This window comes from Martinezella sp. CNPSo 3890 (assembly GCF_057784455.1).
This window is the reverse complement of the sequence record NZ_JBXSOR010000021.1, coordinates 34,291-58,856: the sequence shown is the minus strand read 5'-3', so window position 1 is coordinate 58,856 and position 24,566 is coordinate 34,291. Positions and strand designations below refer to the sequence as shown.

General features: G+C 58.0%; 25 protein-coding genes. 12 read left to right on the top strand and 13 right to left on the bottom strand.

The genetic code is table 11. The features are described from left to right. Positions 1–116: 116 nt before the first annotated feature. Together AC13RC_RS30430 and AC13RC_RS30425 are read right to left on the bottom strand one after the other, a co-directional pair. The gene (locus tag AC13RC_RS30430) at positions 117–1,535 is read right to left on the bottom strand and encodes a pyridoxal-dependent decarboxylase (RefSeq protein ID WP_113395799.1); all 1,419 of its coding nucleotides are present in this window, start codon (positions 1,533–1,535) and stop codon (positions 117–119) included. Between the two features lie 63 nt (positions 1,536–1,598). After that, positions 1,599–2,552 carry a glutathione S-transferase family protein gene (locus AC13RC_RS30425; RefSeq protein ID WP_113395798.1) on the bottom strand — a complete coding sequence of 318 codons (954 nt, stop codon included), beginning with the start codon at positions 2,550–2,552 and terminating at the stop codon, positions 1,599–1,601. A 162-nt stretch (positions 2,553–2,714) separates the two neighbouring features. Between AC13RC_RS30425 and AC13RC_RS30420 the strand changes: the two genes are divergently transcribed. Both AC13RC_RS30420 and AC13RC_RS30415 read left to right on the top strand, forming a co-directional pair. After that, on the top strand, positions 2,715–3,005 hold the full coding sequence (locus tag AC13RC_RS30420; protein ID WP_113333421.1) for a DUF2218 domain-containing protein: 291 nt from the start codon (positions 2,715–2,717) through the stop codon (positions 3,003–3,005). A gap of 78 nt (positions 3,006–3,083) precedes the next feature. Beyond that, positions 3,084–3,683, top strand: a complete 600-nt coding sequence (locus AC13RC_RS30415) for a nitroreductase family protein (protein WP_113395797.1) — start codon at positions 3,084–3,086, stop codon at positions 3,681–3,683. Between the two features lie 64 nt (positions 3,684–3,747). On the opposite strand, the gene gyrB is transcribed toward AC13RC_RS30415, so the two are convergent. From gyrB to AC13RC_RS30390, 5 genes are all read right to left on the bottom strand, one after another. Further along, the gene (gene gyrB, locus AC13RC_RS30410) at positions 3,748–6,177 is read right to left on the bottom strand and encodes a DNA topoisomerase (ATP-hydrolyzing) subunit B (RefSeq protein WP_488559472.1); all 2,430 of its coding nucleotides are present in this window, start codon (positions 6,175–6,177) and stop codon (positions 3,748–3,750) included. A gap of 148 nt (positions 6,178–6,325) precedes the next feature. Further along, positions 6,326–6,691 (bottom strand): helix-turn-helix domain-containing protein, encoded by a 366-nt coding sequence (locus AC13RC_RS30405; RefSeq protein WP_113333424.1) that lies wholly within the window; start codon positions 6,689–6,691, stop codon positions 6,326–6,328. Next, a complete protein-coding gene (locus AC13RC_RS30400; protein WP_113352861.1) occupies positions 6,688–7,272 on the bottom strand; it encodes a Smr/MutS family protein in 585 nt (194 codons plus the stop codon). The genes AC13RC_RS30405 and AC13RC_RS30400 overlap by 4 nt, the downstream gene beginning before the upstream one ends. Further along, a complete protein-coding gene (mltA, locus tag AC13RC_RS30395) occupies positions 7,272–8,390 on the bottom strand; it encodes a murein transglycosylase A (RefSeq protein WP_113395796.1) in 1,119 nt (372 codons plus the stop codon). The genes AC13RC_RS30400 and mltA overlap by 1 nt, the downstream gene beginning before the upstream one ends. Beyond that, positions 8,387–9,088, bottom strand: a complete 702-nt coding sequence (locus AC13RC_RS30390) for a Tim44/TimA family putative adaptor protein (RefSeq protein ID WP_113333427.1) — start codon at positions 9,086–9,088, stop codon at positions 8,387–8,389. Before AC13RC_RS30390 ends, mltA begins: the two co-directional genes overlap by 4 nt. 146 nt (positions 9,089–9,234) lie before the next feature. Here AC13RC_RS30390 and AC13RC_RS30385 point away from each other — a divergent pair, with 146 nt between their 5' ends. Further along, complete coding sequence (locus AC13RC_RS30385) at positions 9,235–9,753, top strand: FxsA family protein (protein WP_113333428.1); 519 nt, start codon at positions 9,235–9,237, stop codon at positions 9,751–9,753. A 94-nt stretch (positions 9,754–9,847) separates the two neighbouring features. After that, positions 9,848–10,330: a protein-export chaperone SecB gene (gene secB / locus AC13RC_RS30380; protein WP_069613913.1), complete on the top strand. Its 483-nt coding sequence runs from the start codon at positions 9,848–9,850 to the stop codon at positions 10,328–10,330. A 74-nt stretch (positions 10,331–10,404) separates the two neighbouring features. On the opposite strand, the gene dnaQ is transcribed toward secB, so the two are convergent. The 5 genes from dnaQ to AC13RC_RS30355 are packed head-to-tail and all read right to left on the bottom strand — an operon-like array spanning position 10,405 to position 14,044. Beyond that, on the bottom strand, positions 10,405–11,121 hold the full coding sequence (dnaQ, locus tag AC13RC_RS30375; protein WP_113389659.1) for a DNA polymerase III subunit epsilon: 717 nt from the start codon (positions 11,119–11,121) through the stop codon (positions 10,405–10,407). Positions 11,122–11,138: 17 nt separating this feature from the next. Next, the gene (gene coaE / locus AC13RC_RS30370) at positions 11,139–11,738 is read right to left on the bottom strand and encodes a dephospho-CoA kinase (protein ID WP_113352857.1); all 600 of its coding nucleotides are present in this window, start codon (positions 11,736–11,738) and stop codon (positions 11,139–11,141) included. A gap of 1 nt (position 11,739) precedes the next feature. Further along, positions 11,740–12,597: a shikimate dehydrogenase gene (locus AC13RC_RS30365; protein WP_113389660.1), complete on the bottom strand. Its 858-nt coding sequence runs from the start codon at positions 12,595–12,597 to the stop codon at positions 11,740–11,742. Further along, on the bottom strand, positions 12,590–13,189 hold the full coding sequence (locus tag AC13RC_RS30360; RefSeq protein WP_113389661.1) for a Maf-like protein: 600 nt from the start codon (positions 13,187–13,189) through the stop codon (positions 12,590–12,592). Before AC13RC_RS30360 ends, AC13RC_RS30365 begins: the two co-directional genes overlap by 8 nt. Positions 13,190–13,222: 33 nt before the next feature. Continuing rightward, positions 13,223–14,044, bottom strand: coding sequence for a pyruvate, water dikinase regulatory protein (locus tag AC13RC_RS30355; RefSeq protein WP_488559471.1), 822 nt, complete (start codon positions 14,042–14,044; stop codon positions 13,223–13,225). 400 nt (positions 14,045–14,444) lie between these two features. Between AC13RC_RS30355 and hemE the strand changes: the two genes are divergently transcribed. The 8 genes from hemE (at position 14,445) to AC13RC_RS30315 (ending at position 23,330) form a co-directional block, all read left to right on the top strand. After that, complete coding sequence (gene hemE, locus AC13RC_RS30350; RefSeq protein ID WP_113389662.1) at positions 14,445–15,479, top strand: uroporphyrinogen decarboxylase; 1,035 nt, start codon at positions 14,445–14,447, stop codon at positions 15,477–15,479. Next, the gene (gene hemJ, locus AC13RC_RS30345) at positions 15,479–16,024 is read left to right on the top strand and encodes a protoporphyrinogen oxidase HemJ (protein WP_173004663.1); all 546 of its coding nucleotides are present in this window, start codon (positions 15,479–15,481) and stop codon (positions 16,022–16,024) included. The genes hemE and hemJ overlap by 1 nt, the downstream gene beginning before the upstream one ends. Before the next feature lie 198 nt (positions 16,025–16,222). Continuing rightward, on the top strand, positions 16,223–17,488 hold the full coding sequence (gene rho, locus AC13RC_RS30340) for a transcription termination factor Rho (RefSeq protein ID WP_004127423.1): 1,266 nt from the start codon (positions 16,223–16,225) through the stop codon (positions 17,486–17,488). A gap of 147 nt (positions 17,489–17,635) precedes the next feature. Beyond that, entirely contained in the window at positions 17,636–18,955 is a 1,320-nt protein-coding gene (mnmE, locus tag AC13RC_RS30335) for a tRNA uridine-5-carboxymethylaminomethyl(34) synthesis GTPase MnmE (protein WP_488559470.1), read from the top strand. 107 nt (positions 18,956–19,062) lie between these two features. Then, the gene (gene mnmG / locus AC13RC_RS30330; RefSeq protein WP_488559482.1) at positions 19,063–20,943 is read left to right on the top strand and encodes a tRNA uridine-5-carboxymethylaminomethyl(34) synthesis enzyme MnmG; all 1,881 of its coding nucleotides are present in this window, start codon (positions 19,063–19,065) and stop codon (positions 20,941–20,943) included. A gap of 29 nt (positions 20,944–20,972) precedes the next feature. Then, entirely contained in the window at positions 20,973–21,590 is a 618-nt protein-coding gene (rsmG, locus tag AC13RC_RS30325; protein ID WP_113389664.1) for a 16S rRNA (guanine(527)-N(7))-methyltransferase RsmG, read from the top strand. Positions 21,591–21,611: 21 nt separating this feature from the next. Continuing rightward, positions 21,612–22,409: a ParA family protein gene (locus AC13RC_RS30320; RefSeq protein ID WP_113333436.1), complete on the top strand. Its 798-nt coding sequence runs from the start codon at positions 21,612–21,614 to the stop codon at positions 22,407–22,409. 36 nt (positions 22,410–22,445) lie between these two features. Then, positions 22,446–23,330: a ParB/RepB/Spo0J family partition protein gene (locus AC13RC_RS30315; RefSeq protein ID WP_069613904.1), complete on the top strand. Its 885-nt coding sequence runs from the start codon at positions 22,446–22,448 to the stop codon at positions 23,328–23,330. Between the two features lie 187 nt (positions 23,331–23,517). Here AC13RC_RS30315 and holA read toward each other — a convergent pair whose 3' ends face one another. Beyond that, a complete protein-coding gene (gene holA, locus AC13RC_RS30310; protein ID WP_488559469.1) occupies positions 23,518–24,555 on the bottom strand; it encodes a DNA polymerase III subunit delta in 1,038 nt (345 codons plus the stop codon). Positions 24,556–24,566: the final 11 nt, after the last annotated feature.

Below are 24,566 nucleotides of genomic sequence, written 5' to 3'. Positions count from 1 at the left end.
TTACTCTTACGATAAAATTGCTGGCACCATATATGAACGAGTTATTCACCAGTGTCACCAATCGATTTTGAGGAGCCTAGCACGGCTCGGCTCTTCGCGCCGGAAAAACAGCTTTTCTAGTTCGGGGATAATGACCTGGCGATTTCGACGATGACATCGAAAGCCATATCGATGTCATCAGCCGTCGCCTCAAACTGGCCGGCCTGAAAGCGGATGACCAACCTGACGCCAACGCGGGTCTGCGTCAGATAGATGCGGCCATCATTGTTGATGGCATTGAGTAGCCCCTGGGTGTGGCTTTCCTGATCGATACCCGCGGGCGCCTTGTGATCGAAGGAAAACAGCGATAGGAACGGTTCGGTGACGATTTCGAAATCGGGCTCGGCGGCGAGACGCTTAGCCAGATTCTGCGACCAGGACACATGATTTCGGATCATCGTCCGCAATCCTTCCAAGCCGTGATAGCGCAACAGGAACCAAAGTTTGAGCGCGCGGAAGCGGCGCCCAAGCGGCACCGACCATTCCGAGTAATTGATGATACCGTCATGGCCATGCGTGCGGAGATATTCGGGCTGGATCGCCAGCGTGCGGACCAGCGTCTCCGGCTCGCGCACGAACTGGACGGAGCAATCGAATTGCGCGCCGAGCCATTTATGCGGGTTGAAGACGACGGAATCGGCATGCTCGACGCCGTGCCACAGGGTGCGGAACTCCGGGCAGATCATTGCCGAGCCAGCCCAGGCGGCATCGACATGGACGTAGAGCCCATGCGCATGGGCCATCTTAACGACAGCGGCGATATCATCGCAGGCACCGACGCTGGTGCCGCCGACACAGGCGATGACGCCGGCCGGCAGCAGTCCAGCAGCGCGATCACGCTCGATCGCATCGGCAAGTGCTTTCGGATCCATGGCTTTGTTGGGACCACCAGAGGGAATCCGCACCAGATTTTCCTGCCCGACCCCGGCAATCCAGATGGCGCGGTCAATGGACGTATGGACCTGATCGGTCGAATAGATGCGCACCGCTTTGTTGGCCGCAAGTCCGCGTTTGTTGCCCTGCCAGTCCAGCGCTCTTTCGCGCATCACGAGGACGGCGGCAAGCGTTGCTGTCGAGGCGGAATCCTGAATGACGCCGGTGAAGCTTTCCGGCAGACCGAGGGCCTGCCGCAGCCAATCGACAACTTTCGTTTCAAGCTCGGTGGCGGAAGGTGACGTCTGCCAGAGCATGCATTGAGCGGCGATGGCGCTGACCAGATATTCGGCAACCACCGAGACGGGAGCGGCGTTGGCTGGGAAATAGGCAAAGAAGCGCGGGTGCTGCCAGTGCGTCATGCCGGGCACCAGGATATCCTCGAAATCTTTGAAGATATCCTCCATCGCTTCGCCCGATTCCGGTGGAGAATCAGCTATATGCGCCGATATTTCGCCCGGCGCCATCTTCGCCCGGACCGGCCTGTCACGAAGCGACGCGCGGTAATCCGCGCCCCAATGTGCCGCTTTCTCCGACCACTGCCGGAACTCTTCCCAGTTCATGACGATCCTCCCTGATCCATCGAACGAGGGGACCTTAGACCGGTTTTGGAACTCGGTCGAGTATCAGAACAGCTCGTCCAGCGCCGGTCCGAGCGGCACGATACCGGTGGGATTGAGCGTCGAAATCGAGTAGTATCCGCGCTTGATATGATCGAAATTCACCGTTTCGGCAACACCCGGCCAATCGAACATCCGGCGACAGAAGGACTGGAGATTGGCATAGTCCGACAGCCGGCGGAGATTGCATTTGAACAGGCCGTGATAGGCGACGTCGAAACGGACGAGCGTGACGAAGAGCCTGATATCGCTTTCGGTTGGATGCCCGGTGAAGAGAAAGTCCTTGCCCTCTAATTCCGTCTCGACCTGATCGAGGCAATCGAACACCTCATTGAAGGCCTCTTCATAAGCAGTCTGCGTCGTTGCAAAGCCAGCGCGGTAAACGCCGTTGTTGAGCGCGGGATAGATCCGGGCATTGAAGCTGTCGATCTCGTCCCGCTTGCCGGCCGGATAGAGATCGATCTCGTTGCGGGCAAGATCGCCGAAGCCGTCATTCAGCATGCGCAGGATATCTGAGGACTCGTTGTTGACGATCGTGCCATTCTGCTTGTCCCATAGGACTGGCACCGTGGCGCGGCCGGTAAAGTGAGGATCGGCCTTCGTGTAGATTTCATGCATATAGGTAGCGCCGTTTATAGGGTCCTTTGTCGCGCCGGGATAATCGCCGAACCGCCAGCCCTGATTGGAGAGCGCCGGCTCGACCACGGAAACCGAAATAGCCTCTTCCAGCTCCTTCAGCTTGCGGCCGATCAGGGTACGCGACGCCCAGGGGCAGATCAGCGCGACGTAGAGGTGATAGCGGCCAGCTTCCGCCTTGAAACCGCCCTCGCCCGTCGGCCCCGGCCGGCCATCCGGCGTCACCCAGTTGCGGAAGCTCGAAATCTGGCGAACGAAACCGCCCTTCTCATCCTTGGCCTGGACAGGCTGCCAATCCTCAGTCCATTTTCCATTTACCAGCAAGACTCTATCTCCGCGTCGCACACGTTCCTATCGACGCTCAGCATAGCGAAACAGAATTTCACCGGAATAACGCAAACTTGAAACAGACTGTCTACCTGGCGAATGTAGATGCCTCTATGTATCAAACAACGCGTTTGCGAACAGGTTTATCGGAGAAATCCCATGGCAAAATCCGTTTCCCACGTCAGGACCGACCATGCCAGTCGCTATCTCCAGCAGCTCTGCAAGCATTGGAGCCATCGCTTCAGCGTGGAATTCGATGCGGCTGTCGGCAAGGTGCCGTTCAGCGCGGAAACTTTCCTCGATCTGGCAGCCGAGCCCGGCACCCTCGTCATGACGCTGACGGTCGAAAAGCCCGAAGACCTTGAGCGCATGCAGAACGTCGTTGCCGACCACCTCAAGCGCTTCGCCTTCCGCGAGGAGCTTGACGTGAGCTGGACTGCTCCAGTTTAAGTTTCCGTCCCTTTCATAACCAGCCAACGGCCAGCTTCGACCGCCCACGGCCAATCATCTCCAAGGAAAGAAGCCCTCATGACATCAAGCAACAGCCGCGAATCCCAATATCCGATCGATAAGCTCTTTCTCGACCGCTGGTCGCCGCGCGCCTATTCCAACGAGGCGATGCCGGAAGCAGACCTGCTGACCATTCTGGAAGCAGCGCATTGGGCACCTTCCGCCTCGAACCTGCAGCCCTGGCGCTTCCTCTATGCGCTGCGCGGCTCGGAACATTGGGATCGGTTTTTGAACGTCCTGATCGACTTCAATCAAGGTTGGGTGAAATCCGCCGGCGCGCTGCTTTTCGTCATTTCCCGCACCCACAGCGGCGAGCTTGGTTCGGCCGAACAGAAGCCGAGCTACAGCCATTCCTTCGACGCCGGAACGGCTTGGGGTTTCCTGGCAATACAGGCACATTTAGCCGGCTATGAAGCCCATGGCATGACTGGCTTCCACGTCGAGAAATCCTATGAAGTCCTCGGTATTCCGGATGGCTTCCGCGTCGAAGCGGCCGTCGCGATTGGCAAGATCGGTGACAAGAACCAGCTTCCGGAAAAGCTGCGCGAGCGCGAGGTGCCGAGCCAGCGCAAACCACTTTCGGAACTTGCTTTCAACGGCACCTTCATCGCCAAGTAACCGATGAAAAGAAAAGGGCCCGCCGAAACATCCGGCGGGCCCTTTTAGCATGTGATGTAAACGATCAGATGTCGAGATTGGCAACGCTCAGCGCGTTATCCTGAATGAATTCGCGCCGCGGCTCGACCTCATCGCCCATGAGCCGGGCAAACAGGCCGTCGGCATCGGTCGCATCCGTGACCTTTACCTGCAGCAGCGAGCGCACGTTCGGATCGAGGGTCGTTTCCCAGAGCTGCTCGGCATTCATCTCGCCAAGACCTTTATAGCGCTGCAGCGTCAACCCCTTGCGGCCGCTGGCAAAGATCGTGTCCAGTAGCTGGCGGGGACCGGAAATCTCCGTCTCGCCATCGCGGCGAACAAGCTTCGGCGGTGTGACATAGACTTCCTTCAGCCGCGAGCCGAGCTGGTCGATCAGGCGGGCATCCTGTGAACCGATGAGCGCCATGTCGAGGAAGACGACTTCCTTGACGCCACGCACCGTGCGCTCGAAGCGCAGGCCGCCCTCGCCGGTCACAGCACCGCTCCAACCACGTTCGGTTTCCTCGGCGATGACGTCGAGCCGCTTGGCAACGTCGTTGACGAGCGCTTCCGCCCGCGTGGGATCGCTGACCATTTCGGCGTTTAGGGCCCCTGCGATTGCAGCCTGTTCGACCACGGCGCGATTGTAGCGGGAATGCAGATTATCGATCAGCGTGCGCAGGCGCAGCGCATCATAGATCGCTTCGCGCAGATCCTGGCCAGTACGGACTTCGCCGTTGCCGAGGCGCAGGCTGGTATCTTCGGTGCCCTGGCCAATGAGATACTCTTCCAGCGCCTTCTCATCCTTGACATATTGCACCGACTTGCCGCGCGTCACCTTATAGAGCGGCGGCTGGGCGATGTAGAGATGGCCGCGCTCGATGAGATCGGGCATCTGCCGGAAGAAGAAGGTCAGCAGCAGGGTGCGGATATGCGCGCCGTCGACGTCTGCGTCCGTCATGATGATGATCTTGTGATAGCGCAGCTTTTCGGCGTTGAATTCATCCTTACCGATGCCGGTGCCGAGGGCGGTGATCAGCGTACCGATTTCCTGGCTCGACAGCATCTTGTCAAAGCGGGCGCGCTCGACGTTCAGGATCTTGCCACGCAGCGGCAGGATGGCCTGGTTTTCGCGCGAACGGCCCTGCTTGGCCGAACCGCCCGCCGAATCACCCTCGACGAGGAAGACTTCGGATTTGGCTGGATCGCGCTCGGAGCAATCGGCAAGCTTGCCGGGCAAGGAGGCGATATCCAGTGCGCCCTTGCGGCGCGTCAGTTCGCGCGCCTTGCGGGCGGCTTCGCGAGCCGCAGCAGCTTCGACGACTTTGCCGACCAGAACCTTGGCTTCGGACGGATGTTCTTCGAGCCAAGTGCTGAGGGCTTCGTTGACCAGGCTTTCGACGACCGGACGAACCTCAGAGGAAACCAGCTTGTCCTTGGTCTGCGAGGAGAACTTCGGATCGGGAACCTTAACCGACAGCACGGCGGTCAGGCCTTCACGGCAGTCGTCGCCCGTCAGCGTCACCTTCTCCTTCTTGGTGATGCCAGACGAATCGGCATAGGAGGTGATCTGACGCGTGAGAGCCGCGCGGAAGCCGGCCATATGGGTGCCGCCGTCGCGCTGCGGAATGTTGTTGGTGAAGCAGAGCACATTTTCGTGGTAGCTGTCGTTCCACCACATCGCCACTTCGACAGTGATGCCGTCCTTCTCGCTGCGGATCGATACCGGCTTCTGGACGAGCGGCTTCTTGGCGCGATCGAGATAGGAGACGAAGGCTTCCAGGCCGCCGTCATAGAGCATTTCTTCCTGCTTGACGTCGGAATGCCGCTTGTCGGTCAAGAGAATGCGGACGCCGGAATTCAGGAAAGCGAGTTCGCGCAGGCGATGCTCCAGCGTTCCGTAATCGAATTCCGTCATGGTGAAGGTTTCGGCACTCGGCATGAAGCTGACTTCGGTGCCGGTGGCTTCGCCGGCATCGCCTGTTACCTTCAGCGGCGCGTCGGCAACACCGTGGGTAAAGCTCATCTCATGGATCTTGCCCTGGCGGCGGATCTTCAGGCGCAGCCAGACGGAAAGCGCGTTGACGACCGAAACACCGACGCCGTGCAGGCCGCCGGAGACCTTGTAGGAATTCTGGTCGAACTTACCGCCGGCGTGAAGCTGGGTCATGATAACTTCAGCCGCCGAAACACCTTCGCCGCTGTGAATATCCGTCGGGATGCCGCGGCCATTGTCCGTGACGGTAACGGAGCCGTCGGGATTGAGCGTCACCGTCACGATATCGGCATGGCCGGCCAGGGCTTCGTCAATTGCGTTGTCGACGACCTCATAAACCATGTGATGCAGACCCGAGCCGTCATCCGTGTCACCGATATACATGCCCGGACGCTTGCGCACGGCATCAAGGCCTTTCAAAACCTTGATGCTATCTGCACCATATTCGGCATTGCGGCCATTATCGGTAATATCGGTCATTTTATTGAAGTCTTTCCAGCGTTTAGAGAATATCGCCGATCCCTTGCGAATCAGCGGTTTTTCCTAGCCTGAATATAGGATGTTTCACCCTGAAGTTCCAAACGGAAGGCCCCGAAATCAGGTATAAAACAGGGGATTAAGGCGGTTTTCAGCCGGTTTTTCCGGCATTTTCCAGAACCTTTGACAGTTCGCGGATCGTTGCCGCGTCAAGGTTGCGGATCTTGCCCGCCAAGTGGTTGACAAAGGCCGTATATTCCGGTGCAAGCCCGGATGTATCGACGACAACGCGCGGGTCGGAAAATCGTGCGAGCAGGAACAATTCCTCGGCCTCGTCCCAGATAATGTTGAAATAGCCGGCGATGCGCTGCAGGAGATCGAAGGTTGGCAGACCACGCTTTCCGTGTTCTAAGGCGGATAAATAAGCCGGAGTCACGTTCAGCGCAGCCGCCATCTGCTTCTGCGAGACGCCCTTGCGCAGGCGCAGCTTGCGAACCGCTTCGCCGAACGGGGTCAAGGCTTCTCCCCTTTCAGGCGCGACAGGCGAATATAGAGCGCACCTTCGCCGCCATGATGCTGCGCTGCCGTCTCGTAGGAAGAAATCAGGAACCGGAATTCAGGTTTGGAGAACCACAGCGGCACGGCACGCTTCAGCGCCCCCTCGCTGCCCATGGAGCTGCCCTTACCTGTTATGACGAGCACATGGCGCAGGCCGCGGCTATGGGCGCGCATCAGGAAATCCAGAAGCATGCCATGGGCCTCGCTCTGGAAGAGGCCGTGAAGGTCGATCCTCGCCTCCAGCGCCAGATGACCCCTCGCGATCTTGCGTTTGACGGGACGTTCGAGCGGATGATGACGACCGGCGGGCTGCTTGGCCGGCGCCGGGGCTTCCTGCGTTTCAGCCGAGGGAGATACGGGTTTCGTCTTTGCAGCCCGGGTGCGTTCCTCGCTTTCGGCTTCTGCCTGCAGTGCGGCTTCGAAGGCCTCGATATCAGCCACGCGTCCTGGCATAGGGCGCGTGCTCTTGGCGACCTTACCCCAGAGGATGCGATCCTCCGCGCTGAGCTTTCGTTCCTTGTCCTTCCGTTCCGGGGCCATCAGCCGAACCTCTGCGCCGCCGCCTTCGGAATGAGTATATAAAAATCGGCATCGTTGCGCACGGTGCCGGCCAGCTCGCCTGCATCGTAGCCCGAACCGGTAAAGATATCCCCGCGCGCCGGCCCGACGATAGCGGAACCCGTATCGAGCGCCAGCATCAGCCGGGCGAAGGGCTTGCCGGCATCGAGATGGGTCAGGCTTTCAGACCGAATGAAGAAGGGAAAACCGAAAGTGTGAATGAGCCGGTCGACCGCAAGAGAACGGCCAGCCAGCAGCGGCACCTTCGCCGCTGCAATCGGCCCGAGAGCGGGATCGCTGACATCGGCCTCACGGAAGAAAATATAGGACCGATTGTGCCAGAGGACTTCATCGACCTGCTCCGGATGTGCGTAGAGCCAGTCGCGGATCGTCTGCATGGAGATCGTCGTGCGATCCAGCAGCCCACGGTCGATCAGCAAACGGCCGACGGCCGAGAAGGGATGACCAGCCTTGGCGGCATAGGTGATGCGGCCGAGGCGCCCGTCCGGATAGCGCAGACGCGCCGCGCCCTGTACATGCACGAAGAAGACGTCGACCTTGGATTTCGCCCAGGCAATTTCCAGCCCCTTGCCCTCGAGATAACCCCGATCGATCTCGCCGCGGTCTGGATAGGTGGAAATTGCGCCACCCTGAAGCCTGCCGAACATGTAGGACGGATCAATTTCGGCGGGCCGGTTGCTATCATCCAAATCGATCAGATCATCCGGTCTGCGATAGAAGGGATACCGATAGGTTCCGTCTGGCACAGCCGAAACGGCTATTTCCGGCTCGAAGAAAGCGGTCACGAAACCACTGGCACCGCCATCCCGGCGAATGAAGAAAGGCTGGCAGTGCTCCTCGAAAAAAGCACGGGCTTCTGCCGCATTGCGCGGTTCCTTCCCTTCTGCGGCATCGAGGAGCGTCAGGAGATCGTCGGCCGTCAGTCCCACCGCACCCGTGCGATAGGGCTTCACATCGCGGATGTGAGTGCGACAGTCCTTCATGGCGCGAAAAAGGCTGGAAGGATCGTCCTCCTCCCAGCCCTTCAGATTGGCGAAGGTTACCGGCTCCAGCCTGAATTCCTGCGATGGGCTCGTCATTGTTCCGATTCGGTCGCCACGAGTTTCCAGTTCGGATCGCGCGAACGTGTGTCGCGCGCAAAGGTCCAGAGGTCGCTGATCTCGGCAACAGCTTCAGCATCGCCATCGATCAAGGTGCCAGCTTTGTCGTAGGTGGCAGAGATCATCTGGCTGATGATGCGCATGGTGATCAGGGCATCCGTGCCTTTCACTTCGGCGGTGACGATATCGGCCTTGTCGATGCCGACGAAGGTCGATTTGACCTTTTCACCCTTGGCTTCGCGATCGGCGATGGCGGCATCGAAGCCCTCATAGACCTCACGCGACAGCAGTCCCTTCAGCGACTTGCGATCGCCCTCGGCAAAGGCCATGACGATCATCTCATAGGCCATGCGGGCACCGTTGACGAATTCCTTCGGATTAAAGGAAGGATCGGCTTTGCTCACTTCGCGCAGCGAATCATTAAGCGGCGTGCCGGCCGGGGTGAAGGCATCGATGGCGGCAAAACGGTCTTCCTCTTCGGTGCCATCGCGCCGCGGCAAGGTCACCACCTTGCCGGCATCCGGCGGCGTCGGGCCGTTTACCGGATCTGCGGAGCCGTAGAGATCGCGCGGCGGCTTCTCATTTCCTGTGCGGCGGCCAAGAACGCTGCGCAGCTGAAAGAAGATCAGCACCGCCGCCACCAGGAAAAAGATCGTCACAAAGTCGTTTGCACCCATCTCGTATCGGAACCACCGTTAAAATTAAAAGATCAGTCCCCATATAGTCCGCATCGATCTATCATTCAAATAGCGGCCCGGTTTCTTTATTATATACGAGAAACCAACGCTTACGCGAAGAAACCCGCTCTCAGGACCACCGTAACATGCGCCTATCACTTCTTCCTATCGTCGTTTTTCTGATGCCTCTGGCTGAAATCGCCGGATTCATCGTCGTCGGAAAGATGATCGGCGTCTGGGCGACACTGGGGCTCGTCATCCTCAGCGTATTACTCGGTGCCGCTCTTTTGAGGATACAGGGCATCGGTATTCTTCAGCGCATCTCGGCCGAAAGCCGCAACGGCGGCGATCCCGGCCGCGAGATGGTGCATGGCGCCATGATCGTCGTTGCCGCCTTCTTCCTGATGCTGCCCGGCTTCATCTCCGATATCATCGGCTTGCTGCTTTTCATCCCGGCCGTACGTGATCTCGCCTGGCAGGTTTTGCGCAAGCGCATCGTCGTCGTCGGCAATTCGCGGGCGTTCCGCCGCGGGCAAAGCCCGGGCGCCGGACCGCAAGGCCGGCCGAACAAACCCGGAAACGTCGTCGATCTCGACGAAGGCGATTTCCATCGGGAGCCGAACCGCAACTCGCCCTGGTCGGATCAAAAGCGGCTGGAAGACTAGACAACGGCCTCCGGAGCGCCGGAGCCATAAGGGTTGTAAGCCCCTTTTCTAAATGCTAGATGGCGACACCCATCGAGACGTGAGAGGACACCCCATGGCCAACGAGACCAACGGCAACGGTGCAGCCAGCCCGAGCCTCAGCATCCTTGCTCAGTACACCAAGGATCTTTCCTTCGAAAATCCGGGTGCTCCGCGCTCGCTCCAGGCCCGGGAAAATGCTCCCGACATCAATATCAATGTGAACGTCAACGCCAACCCGCTGTCGGATTCCGATTTCGACGTGGTCCTGACGCTGAGTGCCGAAGCCAAAGATGGCGAGCGCGTTCTCTTCCACACCGAGCTGGTTTATGGCGGCGTCTTCCGCGTGACCGGCTTCCCGCAGGAACACATGCTGCCGCTGCTCTTCATCGAATGCCCGCGCCTGCTGTTCCCCTTCGCACGTCAGATCATCGCCGACGTCACGCGCAATGGCGGCTTCCCGCCGCTGATGATCGACCCGATCGATTTTGCGCAGATGTTCACGCAGCGTATGGCCGAAGAACAGGCCCGCGCTCAGGTTTCGGCTGTTCCGAACTAAGATTTCCATCTCTTGGAAACAGAAATGCCCGGACACCAATCCGGGCATTTCTTTTTGTACGCGAGAAAAGCAATTTACTCGGATGTGCGATATTTGGACCAGATGCCCTTCGCGCCGAGCTTGCTGACCAGTGCAGCATGAGCCGAAAGCTCCTCCTCGCTCAGCCGAATGGGTAATGGATTGGGTCGAGTAAAGATATCGACGACCACCTCGCCAGCATCCTCACTCTGGCGCGAGCGCGCCGATGAACCGACAAAACTGCCGAGCCCGAGCGCCGTCTGCCGGCCACCGATCATCTCGATATAGACTTCGGCCAGCAGTTCGGAGTCGAGCAGCGCTCCATGTTTCGTGCGGTGCGAATTGTCGATGCCGTATCGACGGCAAAGCGCGTCCAGCGAATTCGGCCCCATCGGATGCTTGCGGCGCGCCATGGCGAGCGTATCGATCACCATGTCGGGCAGGATCGGCGGGCGGCCAAGCCTTGCGAACTCCGCGTTGACGAAGCCCATGTCGAAGGTGGCGTTGTGCGCGATCCATTTGGCGTCGCCGAAAAATTCAAGAATTTCGTCCGCGACGGTTTCGAAGAGGGGTTTGCCCGTCAGGAACTCATCGGTAATGCCGTGCACGGCCAGAGCATCGGGATGCACTTTGCGGTCGCCCGGATTGATATAGATGTGCAGCGTCTTTCCGGTCGGAAAATGGTTGAAGAGCTCGATGCCGCCGATTTCGATGATACGGTCAGCCCTATTGTCGAGGCCGGTGGTTTCCGTATCGAAAATGATTTCGCGCATATCGAAACTCCGCTTTCCTATTTCTTGCTCTGCTGTTTGCGCCGCAGATCCGCGATGATCTCTTTGACCTGTTCGCCGGCCGCCTCGATGCTTCCACTCGTATCGATGACGTAATCGGCGCGTGCCCGCTTTTCCGCATCCGGCGTCTGGCGGGAGAGAATCATGTTGAATTTTTCCTCCGTCATGCCCGGTCGAGCAAGCACCCTCTCCCGCTGAATCTGTGGATCACAGCTGACGACGACGATCTTATCCAATCGCTTGTCGGCGCCGGTTTCGAAGAGCAGCGGGATATCCAGCACCACCATATCGGCGCCGGCCTTGCGCTGACGTTCCAGAAACTGACGCTCGCGATCGCGGACCAGCGGATGAACGATGGCTTCGAGACGCTTGAAGCCAGAGGGATCGCCAGCAAGCTTTCGGCTTAGCTTCTGCCGATCGACCCTGCCGTCAGCCGTTGTCCCGGGGAAAGCAGCTTCGACCAAGGGAACGGCTTCGCCGCTATAGAGATCATGCACGACCGCATCGGAATCGTTCACCGGGATTCCGGCTTCAACGAAGAGTTTCGCCGAGGTCGACTTTCCCATACCGATCGATCCCGTCAGTCCGATCCTGATCATGCTAGTGCTTTTCCATATCGGCGATGATCAATGCCCTCAAGGTTTCATCGACCGCAGGACGCTTTCCGAACCATTTTTCAAAGCCTGGCACGGCCTGGTGCAGCAACATGCCAAGACCATCGACGATGGCGAAGCCCTGCTCCTCGGCCTGAGCGAGAAGCGGCGTCTTCAGCGGTACATAGACAATGTCGGTGACGACGGCGCCTTCCACAAGAGGAGAGAAATCGATCCGGGGTGCCACTTCGCCATCCATGCCGAGCGAGGTCGTATTGATAAAGAGGCCGGCACCCTGCATGACCTCGCCGAGTGCGGCCATCGGATGCGCATGAACCCTCGCGCCAAAGCGATCCGCCAGTTCCTGCGCTCGCTGAACCGTGCGGTTGACCACATGGATTTCCTTGAAGCCGCGGTCGCGCACCGCCTGGATGACAGCGCGGCTGGCACCTCCTGCTCCGAGGATGACCGCACGATCATTGCGATCCCAACCGGGATGACGCTCGTCGAGATTCGCTGTGAAGCCGCGGCCATCGGTATTCGTTGCATGCAGCTTGCCATTTTCAAGCCACAGGGTGTTGGACGCGCCCAATTCTTCCGAAAGTTCGTCGGGCCTATCGGCGAGCTTGAAGGCTGCTTCCTTATGAGGGATGGTGACGTTGCCGCCGACGAAGCCGCTGGAACCATCCTTCAAGGATGAGATGAAGGCTTCGAAAGCCTCTACGGGAACTTCGTGTGCCCGGTAGCTACCGGCAAGCCCGAGCTGCTTCAGCCAGTAACCGTGGATCAAGGGCGAGCGCGAATGCCGGACCGGATAACCCGTTACGAAAGCGTTTACGCTCTGTGTTTCACGTGAATCATCCATCGATCGTCCCCAACTCTCGCAGTTTTTCCAGAAGCGGCAGCATCGGCAAACCGACGATGGTGAAATAATCGCCGTCGACTTTCGAGAAAAGCTGGATGCCCTCGCCCTCAAGCTGATAGGCGCCGACGCTCGACAATGCCTTTTCCCCGACGCGGCTCAGATGTCGATGGATGAAATCGGCCGGCAGCTCCCGCATGGTCAGATCGGCGTGGGATACATGCTCCCAGATGATGTCGCCGTTGCGTGCCAAAGCGATGGCGCTGTTCAGCCGATGGGTTTTACCCGATAGTGTCCGCAGATGATTTTCCGCCTCGGCCATCGACTTCGGCTTGTGAAAGACCTGAGCACCGAGCGACATGGTCTGATCCGAACCGATCACGAGCGATCCGGGGAAGCGATCGCTCACCTCTTTTGCCTTCGCCTTTGCCAGCACGAGCGCGACAGCATCCGGGCTGGCACCACCCATTTCCAGGGGTGCTTCGATCACACGCTCGTCGATATCGGCAGCAATAGCCTGAAAATGCAGTCCAGCATTTTCCATCAGCATCCGGCGGAACGGACTGGACGATGCGAGGATAAGGGGCGAGGTCATGACGGCTGCCTCCGAGATAATCATGTGCAGCGCTTAGCGCAGCTTGGGTCGGAGGGCAACAATCGCGGCAGCAGTCTCTTCGATCGAACGACGCGTGACATCGATGATCGGCCAGTTATGTCTGGCGCAGAGCGAGCGGGCATATTTCAGCTCTTCGGAGATGGCGGCCCGATCGGTGTAGTCGCCGCGGTCGAAGCCAGGAGTCGTACCGAGGATGCGATTTTCGCGAACCTGCGAGATCCGGTCTGTCGTCGCCACCAATCCGACGATCAACGGCTTTGTCGCCTTGATCAGGCTTTCCGGTAATGGCACGCCGTGGACGATCGGAATATTGGCCGTCTTGATGCCGCGGTTCGCCAGATAGATGCTCGTCGGTGTTTTCGAGGTGCGGCTGATACCAATGATGACGACATCGGCATCATCATAGTCATCGGGCATCTGGCCGTCGTCATGATCCATGGTGAAGTTCAACGCTTCGATGCGGGCGAAATAATCCGCATTCATCACATGCTGCGCGCCGACGCGCCGACGCGACGCCATGCCGAGATAGGTCTGGAAGACGTTCATGACCGGCTCGAGAACATTGACGGATGGTACGCCCATCTCCCTGCAGCGCTCGGCGATGAAATCGGCAAGTTCGCGATCGACGATCGTATAGAGGACAATGCCGGGGCTGTGATCGATCGCTTCCAATACAGGCAGAAGCTGCTTGCGATTTCTGATCAGCGGATAGACGTGCTCAATCGGCTGGCTAGCATGGAATTGCACAGAGGCCGCGCGGCCGGCGGAGATGAGAGTCTCGCCCGTTGAGTCAGAAATCAGGTGCAGATGAAAGAAGCTCGTCCGGTTTTCCACGCTACTTTCCATCGCCTGTTGATATCTCGGGAGAAAAGAGAGGTACGGGAAGGGTGCCATCTTGGGCAAGTGGAAAACGGCCGAGTTTTCCACATTTGGAATTTTCGAGAGATGGCTTTCGCAGTGGCTGTGAGCAATGTGGATAAGATCGACAACACCTCGCCCATCCCCGACTTGTCCCCAGATGGCGAAAAGCCGAATTTCTCTTCAACCTCCTCAAAAGATTGAAAAATCGCCTCTCTTATCCACATATTGGCTTGCGATCTCGAAATCTCTCCAAATTTATGCGCGAGGCGCGACAAATTGGACAGGCAAGGGATGAACTTTAATCCTTGCTACTCACCGACTCTAAGAAATAGAAACCTTTCAATATATGTTTGGTTTATATAGGACGACGTCTGTGACCGATGAACGCCGGAAGATCATGCGGGTCTTGAGCGGAGAAACGCTCACCCCTCCCCCGCTCTGGCTGATGAGACAGGCAGGCCGTTATCTACCCGAATATCGTGAAACGCGTGCGAAGGCGGGAAGCTTTCTCGATCTCTGTTATTCGCCGGATCACGCCGTCGAAGTGACGCTGCAGCCAATCCGCCGTTATGGCTTTGATGCGGCCATTCTCTTCTCCGATATTCTCGTCATCCCCGATGCGCTGAAGCGGAATGTTCGTTTCACCGAAGGACATGGGCCGGAAATGGACCCGATCAACGAGACGGGCATCATGGCTTTGAAACCGGAGGGCATCACGGCGTATCTGGAGCCTGTCATGGAGACGGTGCGCCGGCTGCGGCAGGACTTGCCTCAGGAAACCACGCTTCTCGGCTTCTGCGGCGCTCCCTGGACCGTTGCGACCTATATGATCGCCGGACACGGCACGCCGGATCAGGCCCCTGCGCGGCTATTTGCCTATCGCTATCCCAAGGCCTTCGAACACCTGCTGATGCTGCTTGCCGACATATCAGCCGATTACCTAGTGGCGCAAATCGATGCCGGTGCGGATGCCGTGCAGATTTTCGATTCCTGGGCTGGTGTGCTTGGTGAGAAGGAATTCGAGGCTTTTGCCGTCAAACCGGTCGCGAAGATGATCGCATCGATCAAGGCGCGGCGGCCACAGGCTCGGGTGATCGCCTTCGCCAAGGGTGCGGGCTATCTCTTGAAAACCTATCGGCAGAAGACGGGTGCCGATGCGATCGGCCTCGACTGGTCGGTGCCTTTGGCCTTTGCTCGGGAACTGCAGAAGGACGGGCCGGTGCAGGGCAATCTCGATCCGATGCGCGTGGTTGCCGGCGGCAAGGCTTTGGACGACGGTATCGACGATATCCTGCAGCAACTCGGAAATGGCCCGCTGATTTTCAATCTCGGGCATGGGATCACGCCCCAGGCCGATCCGGCCAATGTGGCGGCGCTGGTCGAACGCGTGCGGGGATGGAGGAGCTGATGACGGTGGAAAAGCAGACGGATTCCGCGCCGGGCCAGAAGGCCGGACGGCGGGCCTATTTCATGATCCTGATCTTTGCGGTGCTGGCGATCGGTCTGTTCGCCTGGCATCCGGCCGATCTCTATCTCTGGATCAAGGCCTTGCACATCATCGCCGTCATCTCATGGATGGCCGGCATGTTCTATCTGCCTCGGCTGTTTGTCTATCACACCGATGCCGCGCCGGGATCGCAGCAATCCGAGACCTTCAAGGTGATGGAGCAGCGTCTGCTGCGCTATATCATCAACCCGGCGATGATCCTGACCTGGATATTCGGGCTTTATCTTGCCTGGTCTGTCTATGATTTCCAGGGCGGCTGGCTGCACGCCAAGATCGGACTTGTTGTGCTTCTATCGGCCGTTCACGGCCATTTCAGCGCTGCAGTGCGCGCCTTCGCCAGGGATGAAAACAAGCGCTCGGCGCGTTATTGGCGAATGATGAACGAGGCGCCGACGCTGTTGATGATCGCAATCGTCATTCTTGTGGTCGTCAAGCCATTTGCATGAGGTGGGGCTGTATTAGGCGTGACGTAAAATTTCTTTCATTTTGCGTGCCCCCCTTGCGGTTCAGAAAGTGAGTCGCTATTTTCCCGCCATCTTCTCTTCGTGGCATGTATCCATTCTGTCGCCCGCGAGCGCCCCTATCGCGGTTCTGAATACGAACAACATTGCCTTTCCCCTCCTAAAAAATGAGTAATTCCCTTCATGGCTGAAATGAAGCTTCAGGAACTGAAAAATAAATCCCCGACCGATCTTCTGGCCTTTGCCGAATCGCTCGAGGTGGAAAACGCCAGCACGATGCGCAAACAGGAATTGATGTTTGCGATCCTGAAGGTACTGGCGAGCCAGGACGTAGAAATCATCGGCGAGGGCGTCGTCGAGGTTCTGCAGGATGGCTTCGGTTTCTTGCGTTCCGCTAACGCAAACTATCTTCCCGGTCCGGACGACATCTATATTTCCCCCTCCCAGATCCGCCGCTTCTCCTTGAAGACGGGCGATACGGTCGAGGGACCGATCCGCGGACCGAAGGAAGGCGAGCGCTATTTCGCGCTGCTGAAAGTCAACACCATCAATTTTGATGATCCCGAAAAGATCCGTCACAAGGTTCACTTTGACAATCTGACGCCGCTCTATCCGAACGAGCGTTTCCGTATGGAACTCGACGTTCCCACTTCGAAGGATCTTTCGCCCCGCGTGATCGATCTCGTGGCGCCGCTAGGCAAGGGCCAGCGCGGCCTGATCGTCGCACCGCCGCGTACGGGTAAAACCGTCCTGCTGCAGAATATCGCCCATTCCATTACCGCCAATCATCCGGACTGCTACCTGATCGTTCTCCTGATTGACGAGCGTCCGGAAGAAGTGACTGATATGCAGCGCTCTGTGCGCGGCGAAGTCATCTCGTCGACCTTCGACGAGCCGGCCGTGCGCCACGTCCAGGTTGCCGAAATGGTCATCGAGAAGGCCAAGCGCCTGGTCGAGCATGGCCGTGACGTCGTCATCCTGCTCGATTCGATCACCCGCCTTGGCCGCGCCTATAACACCGTGGTCCCCTCTTCCGGTAAGGTTCTGACCGGCGGTGTCGACGCCAATGCCCTGCAGCGCCCGAAGCGCTTCTTCGGTGCTGCGCGTAACATCGAAGAAGGCGGCTCGCTGACCATCATTGCGACGGCCCTGATCGATACCGGCAGCCGTATGGACGAAGTGATCTTCGAAGAATTCAAGGGCACCGGTAACTCGGAAATCGTGCTTGACCGCAAGGTTGCCGATAAGCGCATCTTCCCCGCGATGGATATCCTCAAGTCCGGTACGCGTAAGGAAGACCTGCTGGTGCCGCGCCAGGATCTGCAGAAGATCTTCGTTCTTCGCCGTATCCTCGCGCCGATGGGCACGACCGACGCCATCGAGTTCCTGATCGACAAGCTCAAGCAGACAAAGAACAACCCGGATTTCTTCGATTCGATGAATACGTAATCCTTAGCCGGATTCGTTATATTGCCGCTTCAGCGGTGCTTCCATGCTGTTATGATCGGGCTGCGAATTGCAACCCGATTTGTTTTGTGGGATCAGAAGTCGGGTTCAAGGGTCGCTCGACAATCGATTCGGATGCGGATCAATCTTATGTTGACGATGAATGAGACGATCTATGCTTTGTCCAGCGGCGGTCTACCGGCCGGCGTTGCTGTGATCCGTATCAGCGGAAGTCAGGCGCTCCGTGTTGCCGAATCCCTTGCCGGTACGCTGCCGCAGCCGAGGCAGGCCGCGCTGAGAACGATTCGGACTCGTAACGGTCTGGTGATAGACCGCGGCCTTGTCCTGATTTTTCCTGGTCCAGCCTCTTTTACGGGCGAAGATTGCGTTGAGATTCATGTCCACGGCGGTAAAGCTGTGGTGAACGCGCTTCTGGAAGAGCTCTCGACCTTCGAGGATTGCCGAATGGCGGAGCATGGCGAGTTTTCGCGGCGCGCACTCGAGAATGGAAAGATGGATCTGGTAGAGGTGGAAGGCCTTGCCGATCTCATTGGCGCGGAAACGGAGATGCAGCGCCGGCTTGCGCTGGAGCATGCGGCTGGCGGGCTGTCGGATCTCTATAACGGTTGGGCCGACAGGCTGACGCGGGCACGCGCCCTGATCGAGGCGGAACTCGATTTCGCCGATGAAGACGATGTGCCTGGTTCGGTCTCCGATATGGTATGGGCCGAGATGAAGCGGCTGCGTCTTGAAATTTCCGACCATCTCGCAGGCGCCGATCTCGGCGAGATCATCCGGGATGGCTTAAAGGTGGTCATTGCAGGCGCGCCAAATGCTGGCAAATCCAGTCTCATGAATGCCTTGGCAAAGCGCGAGGTGGCGATCGTCACCGATATCGCCGGCACGACCCGTGACGTATTACATGTCGATCTGAATATAGCAGGGTATGCCGTTAAGCTTTATGATACGGCTGGGTTGCGGGATACGGATGAGGTGGTGGAGCGTGAGGGCATTCGTCTGGCACTGCGGACGGTTGCGGATGCAGACCTTGTTCTGTCTCTGGCCGAGATTGGCGGTGAGGCACAGCGGAGTTTTCCGGGTTTTGCCGGCAAGGTCCTGACTGTCGGTACGAAAGCCGATATTCACGCCGAGAAAACCAATCAATATGATTTGCTGATCTCCTCGACCACCGGCTCAGGCCTGGCGGAATTGCATAACCTTCTGCGGCAGGATCTGCAGGCCCGTTCTGGGGCGCTATCGCTCGCTTTGCCGAGTCGACTGCGTCATCGCACCCTACTTGCAGAGAGCCTTGATGCAATTGAGGCTGCGCTAGGTTCGGAAGATCGCGGCCTGGATATCAGAGCCGAATACCTAAGACGGGCGGCCACAAGCCTTGGACGCATCACCGGCCGCGTCGATGTGGAAGATTTGCTGGACGTGATCTTCTCAGAATTCTGCATAGGAAAATGATTCACGTGAAACAGAGAGTCATATACTCTCGCTGGACGTTTCACGTGAAACCTTCTTGACTCCTGAAATTGGTGTGCCAAACAAGCGGCACGACCGAGGACCTGATGATGTTCGATAAAGCGTATGATGTGATCGTTGTGGGTGGCGGCCATGCGGGCAGCGAGGCTGCAGCTGCGGCCGCACGCCTCGGTGCGCGCACGGCATTGATAACACATAAGCGCGACACGATCGGTGTGATGTCCTGCAATCCCGCCATTGGCGGTCTCGGCAAAGGCCACCTGGTCCGGGAAATTGACGCTCTCGACGGTTTAATGGGTCGTGTTGCGGATGCTGCCGGCATCCAGTTCCGTATGCTCAACCGCAAGAAGGGTCCCGCCGTACGCGGTCCGCGCACTCAGGCGGACCGCAAGCTCTATCGTCTAGCCATGCAGGCGGAAATCGGCGCAACTGATAATCTTGATGTTTTCGAGGGCGATGCTTTCGATCTTACCTTCGAGCACGGCAGGGTGTCCGCGGTGATCCTGAAGGACGGGCGAGCCATTCGCTGCGGAGCTGTTGTTCTGACCACAGGCACTTTTCTCCGCGGTCTCATTCATATCGGCGACAAGAAGATCCCGGCGGGCCGTGTTGGCGAAGAGCCGTCGCTTGGGCTTTCTGCCACATTGCTGCGACACGGCCTTGCTCTGGGGCGATTGAAAACTGGAACGCCTGCTCGCCTTGACGGAACGACCATCGATTGGAATTCCGTCGGACGTCAGGGGGCGGACGAAGATCCAACACCCTTCTCTTTCATGACCGATTCCATCGTGAATCCTCAGATCGAATGCGGGGTAACCCGAACCACGTCCGAAACCCACAGGATCATTGCTGAAAACCTGAAGCGTTCAGCAATGTATTCTGGTCAGATTGAAGGCGTCGGACCACGCTATTGCCCCTCGATCGAAGACAAGATCGTCAAATTCGGCGAACGCGACGGTCATCAAATCTTCCTTGAGCCGGAGGGATTGGATGATAGCACGGTCTATCCAAACGGCATATCGACCTCCCTGCCCGAGGATGTTCAGGATGAATTTATCAAGACCATTCCGGGTCTGGAACGAGTCCGTATTCTCCAGCACGCCTATGCCATCGAGTATGACCACGTCGATCCGCGCGAATTGAAGCTGTCCCTCGAAGTGGAAAAGATTCCGGGACTTTTCCTAGCGGGCCAGATCAACGGCACGACGGGCTATGAGGAAGCTGGAGCTCAAGGTCTCGTCGCCGGGCTGAATGCCGCGCGTCTCGCCAGCGGTGGCAAAGCCATCGAGTTCAGCCGAACGGAATCCTATATCGGTGTGATGATCGACGATTTGACCTCTCGGGGTGTGGCGGAGCCGTATCGTATGTTCACGTCCCGTGCGGAATATCGGTTGTCGCTCCGCGCTGACAATGCTGACGTCCGTCTTACGCCCGTCGGACTGGCCTTGGGCTGCGTCGGTTTCAGCCGTGCAGCGCGTTTCGGGCAATATGTAAAGAGGCTTGAACAGGCGCGTGACCAGCTGAGAAGCCTGACGGTAACACCGAACGAAGCCGAAAAGGCAGGTATGCATCTTAACAAGGACGGTCAGCGGCGTTCGGCCTATGAGCTTCTTTCTCATCCTGGTCAATCCGTAGAGAACCTGTCGCGGCTATGGCCGGAATTGCAGTCCATCGAGGGGAACATAGCCGAGGCCATCGAGATCGAGGCGGCTTATGCCGTCTATATGGATCGCCAGACAGCCGATATCGTTCAGGCCCGCAGGGAAGAAGAGCGCGTCATTCCGGCGGAATTTGATTTTTCGGTTCTTTCAGGATTGTCCAATGAGCTGAAACAGAAGCTGGAAGCAGCCCGGCCGAAGAATATCTCACAGGCCTCGCGAATCGACGGTATGACGCCGGCGGCTATTTCTTTGTTATTGGCTTATCTGAGGAAAATGAGCGTGTCGGAAGAACAGAAGCTCGTTTCCTGACAATACTACAAGGTTAGAGAGTCCATAGCATGGAACTGAACGGTGTACGTGTTTCACGTGAAACACAGGAACGGCTGCAGCATTTTGCGCAGCTTTTCCAGAAATGGGCGAAGACCATCAATCTTGTTGCGCCATCCACGATTGACGATCTCTGGCGCCGTCACATCGCGGATAGTGCGCAGATTTTCCAGCTGCATCCGACAACGGATCATTGGGTAGATTTGGGGAGTGGTGGTGGATTTCCCGGTGTGATAACGGCAATCCTGTTGGCGGAAAAAGGTGCGGGGCACGTCGATCTGGTTGAAAGCAATCAGAAAAAAGCTGCTTTTCTGCGTGTCTGCCTGCGGGAATGCGCGGCCCGGGGCGCTGTTCATGCCATTCGCATCGAAGAGGCACCGGCAGCGATCCAGGCCTGCGACGTTATCTCAGCGCGGGCTCTTGCGGAGCTTGAAATCTTGCTGGACTACGCAGCCCCCTGGCTCGAGCGCAACGAAAATCTGCGCCTCTTCCTGCACAAAGGCCGGGATTACGAACGCGAGCTGCAGAAAGCCCGTGGTCGTTGGCAATTCGATCTGGTAAAACATCAGAGTGTCGTTGAGCGAGATTCCGTCATTCTGGAGCTCAGTCGCCTTCGACGCCTGATTTAACCATAATTGGATGTGCGGCAGATGATCGGCGAGCGAAACCGGATTATTACCATCGCAAATCAAAAGGGCGGCGTCGGCAAGACCACGACCGCGATCAATCTGGCGACGGCTCTTGCCGCCATTGGTGAGCGCGTCCTGATTGTCGATCTTGATCCCCAAGGCAATGCCAGCACGGGGTTGGGCATCGAGCGGCGTGACCGCAAGCTGTCTTCTTACGATCTATTGGTAGGTAGCCACGGGATTATGGATACGGTTCAGGAGACGGCCGTTCCGAATCTCTTCATCGTGCCATCGACCATGGATCTGCTTGGTATTGAGATGGAGATCGCGCAGCAACCGGACCGCGTTTTCAAGCTGCGGCGCGCACTGAATGCGTCGGACGCCCTCGCCTTTTCCTATATTCTGGTGGACTGCCCGCCTTCCTTTAACCTTCTGACGATGAATGCAATGGCCGCGGCTCATTCTGTTTTGGTGCCGTTACAGTGCGAATTTTTCGCCCTGGAAGGCCTCAGTCAGCTGCTGGAGACGGTCGATCAGGTAAGGCGCACGGTCAACCCGTCCCTCGATATCCAGGGAATCGTCTTGACCATGTTCGATTCCCGCAACAATCTGGCGCAGCAGGTTGTCACCGATGTACGGACTCATCTTGGCGAGAAGGTCTACCATACGTTGATTCCACGCAACGTTCGCGTGTCCGAGGCGCCGTCCTACGGCAAGCCCGCCATTCTTTACGACCTGAAGTGCGCGGGTAGCCAGGCCTATCTGCAGCTCGCTTCGGAAGTAATCCAAAGAGAGCGGCAGCGAAAAGCTGCCGCCTGATATGACGTAGTATTTGTTCCAGAGTGAGTATCGGCGATGAATGATGATCTTTCGAAGCGGCGTCTCGGGCGCGGACTGGCGGCTCTCATCGGGGAGATGGATCAGCCGACGCCCGTGGATGCCGGCAGACCGGCCGTCAATCCCGATCGCCTGGTGCCGATCGAATTCATCAGCCGCAATCCACGTAATCCTCGCCGCTATTTCGACGAGACCGAGCTGCATGATCTCGCCAGCTCCATTCGCCAGCACGGCATCGTGCAGCCGGTCGTGGTCCGCACCATTTCTTCCGATCGCTATGAGATCATTGCCGGTGAACGGCGCTGGCGAGCGGCACAGCTCGCGGGTCTGATCGAAATTCCAGTGATCGTTCGCGACGTCGATGACAAGACCGCGCTTGAGATCGCCATTGTTGAGAATGTGCAACGCGCGGACCTCAATCCATTGGAAGAGGCGCTCGGTTACGAGCAACTGATCGCTGAACACGGCTATACACAAAACGATCTTGGCGAAATCATCGGCAAGAGCCGCAGCCATGTCGCCAACTCTCTGCGTCTGTTGAAGCTTCCTGACCCCGTACGCGATATGCTTGCCGCAGGCTCGCTTTCCGCCGGCCATGCCCGCGCTCTCGTTTCGACCTCCGATCCGACCGCGCTGGCGCGAACTGTTGTTTCCAAGGGCATGTCAGTTCGCGATGCCGAACGTCTCGCGCAGAATGACATCAAGGCTCAGAACGACCCCCGCCCCGTCGGCGCGCGCAGGGATGAGAAGGATTCCGATACGCTGGCGCTCGAGCGTACGCTGTCTGACACGCTAGGGCTCGATGTTTCCATCAATCATCGCGGCAATGGTGGCCAGGTGAAGATCAGCTATAAGACGCTGGAACAACTCGAGGAAATTTGCCGGCTTCTGGAGCGCCGCTAAGACGGCTCTGCTCTGTATGGAACGTCAAATGGTTCCCGCTGTTTACTTCTCGTGTTTCTAGATAGAAGCGTTTACGCACTTTTCCGCAGTTGCGCGGAAGGTTACTATAGTCCTTTAAAAACAATGGGATAGGCTGCTGCGGCGTCCGCATGGCGGATGCTTGTCCAAGTCTGTTTCCCGTGAAACATCAGCCTCTGCGTGCCGACTGCAATGTGGTCGCAAGCAGGGTTTGTGTTGCGATCGTGTCTTCGAGGCTCGCACGCTGGCGTGTCTGGAGAATGGCGGATTGCAGCCTGTTCATCTCGCGGGCGATCGCAGGGCCCGACCAGGTCTTGAGGGCCTGTTCAATGATCGGCTTACGCCTGAAATGCAGATGGCGCCCATGCGTCTGCATGACCTGTGCCGGGGCAACGCGCTTTTCATCCATTTCGGCTCGCATCGTATCGAGCATCTGAAATTGCCGCAGGCAGCCCTGCAGCACGAGAAACATCGGAGTCTTGGAGGAGGCGATCTTCTGCATGGCATGCAGAAAGGCCTCGGAATCCCCCTTCAAGATGGCATCGACAGCATCGTCTGTGGAAATCGCGCTGGCATCGCCGATGATCTCCATGACATGGTTCTCTTCGATCGTGCCCTGCCCGCGGCAGTAAAGCGCCAGTTTGCGCACCTCGTTTCGGGAGGCGATCCGGTCGCCGCCCAGAAGCTCGAGTAATGCCTGACGGGCTGCCGGGGCGATGCGCAACCCTTCATTTGCCAGTTCTGTATCGATCAGACTATTCAGCGCTCTGGCATCGTCGGCATAGCAGGGAATGGTTGCGACCGAGCGCGTCGGTTCCGCCACCTTGCGCAGACCTGCGCCCTTCTTCAGATCGCCGGCTTCAATGATGATGAAGCTTGCCACCGGCGGGCTTTCGGCAATGATCTGCAGCGAATCGACCAATGCTTTTTCATTGGCGGCGCCGCGAATCCAGACCAGCTTTTCGCCGCCGAACAAACCGATGGCGTTGACTTCGTCGAGCAGGCGACCCGCATCGTTCTGCAGGTCACCGACATCGAGCTTGATGAGGGAAAATGCATCATTGAGATCGACGCCGGTCCTGGCGGCAATCTGTGCGGCACGTTCGGAAACGAGGCCGCGATCCGGGCCGTAGATTACGAAGACCCGATAATTGCGCGCGGCGTTTTGCAGGAATCCATCAAATTCGTGAGACTTGATTTCTGCCATGCCGCGCTCTT

Bases quoted from the DNA above. Each gene is read 5' to 3' on its own strand.
- AC13RC_RS30430 (WP_113395799.1), bottom strand. From the start codon at position 1,535: ATGAACTGGGAAGAGTTCCGGCAGTGGTCGGAGAAAGCGGCACATTGG.
- AC13RC_RS30420 (WP_113333421.1), top strand. From the start codon at position 2,715: ATGGCAAAATCCGTTTCCCACGTCAGGACCGACCATGCCAGTCGCTAT.
- AC13RC_RS30415 (WP_113395797.1), top strand. From the start codon at position 3,084: ATGACATCAAGCAACAGCCGCGAATCCCAATATCCGATCGATAAGCTC.
- gyrB (WP_488559472.1), bottom strand. From the start codon at position 6,177: ATGACCGATATTACCGATAATGGCCGCAATGCCGAATATGGTGCAGAT.
- AC13RC_RS30400 (WP_113352861.1), bottom strand. From the start codon at position 7,272: ATGGCCCCGGAACGGAAGGACAAGGAACGAAAGCTCAGCGCGGAGGAT.
- mltA (WP_113395796.1), bottom strand. From the start codon at position 8,390: ATGACGAGCCCATCGCAGGAATTCAGGCTGGAGCCGGTAACCTTCGCC.
- AC13RC_RS30390 (WP_113333427.1), bottom strand. From the start codon at position 9,088: ATGGGTGCAAACGACTTTGTGACGATCTTTTTCCTGGTGGCGGCGGTG.
- AC13RC_RS30385 (WP_113333428.1), top strand. From the start codon at position 9,235: ATGCGCCTATCACTTCTTCCTATCGTCGTTTTTCTGATGCCTCTGGCT.
- secB (WP_069613913.1), top strand. From the start codon at position 9,848: ATGGCCAACGAGACCAACGGCAACGGTGCAGCCAGCCCGAGCCTCAGC.
- dnaQ (WP_113389659.1), bottom strand. From the start codon at position 11,121: ATGCGCGAAATCATTTTCGATACGGAAACCACCGGCCTCGACAATAGG.
- coaE (WP_113352857.1), bottom strand. From the start codon at position 11,738: ATGATCAGGATCGGACTGACGGGATCGATCGGTATGGGAAAGTCGACC.
- AC13RC_RS30365 (WP_113389660.1), bottom strand. From the start codon at position 12,597: ATGGATGATTCACGTGAAACACAGAGCGTAAACGCTTTCGTAACGGGT.
- AC13RC_RS30360 (WP_113389661.1), bottom strand. From the start codon at position 13,189: ATGACCTCGCCCCTTATCCTCGCATCGTCCAGTCCGTTCCGCCGGATG.
- hemJ (WP_173004663.1), top strand. From the start codon at position 15,479: ATGACGGTGGAAAAGCAGACGGATTCCGCGCCGGGCCAGAAGGCCGGA.
- rho (WP_004127423.1), top strand. From the start codon at position 16,223: ATGGCTGAAATGAAGCTTCAGGAACTGAAAAATAAATCCCCGACCGAT.
- mnmE (WP_488559470.1), top strand. From the start codon at position 17,636: ATGTTGACGATGAATGAGACGATCTATGCTTTGTCCAGCGGCGGTCTA.
- mnmG (WP_488559482.1), top strand. From the start codon at position 19,063: ATGTTCGATAAAGCGTATGATGTGATCGTTGTGGGTGGCGGCCATGCG.
- rsmG (WP_113389664.1), top strand. From the start codon at position 20,973: ATGGAACTGAACGGTGTACGTGTTTCACGTGAAACACAGGAACGGCTG.
- AC13RC_RS30320 (WP_113333436.1), top strand. From the start codon at position 21,612: ATGATCGGCGAGCGAAACCGGATTATTACCATCGCAAATCAAAAGGGC.
- AC13RC_RS30315 (WP_069613904.1), top strand. From the start codon at position 22,446: ATGAATGATGATCTTTCGAAGCGGCGTCTCGGGCGCGGACTGGCGGCT.
- holA (WP_488559469.1), bottom strand. From the start codon at position 24,555: ATGGCAGAAATCAAGTCTCACGAATTTGATGGATTCCTGCAAAACGCC.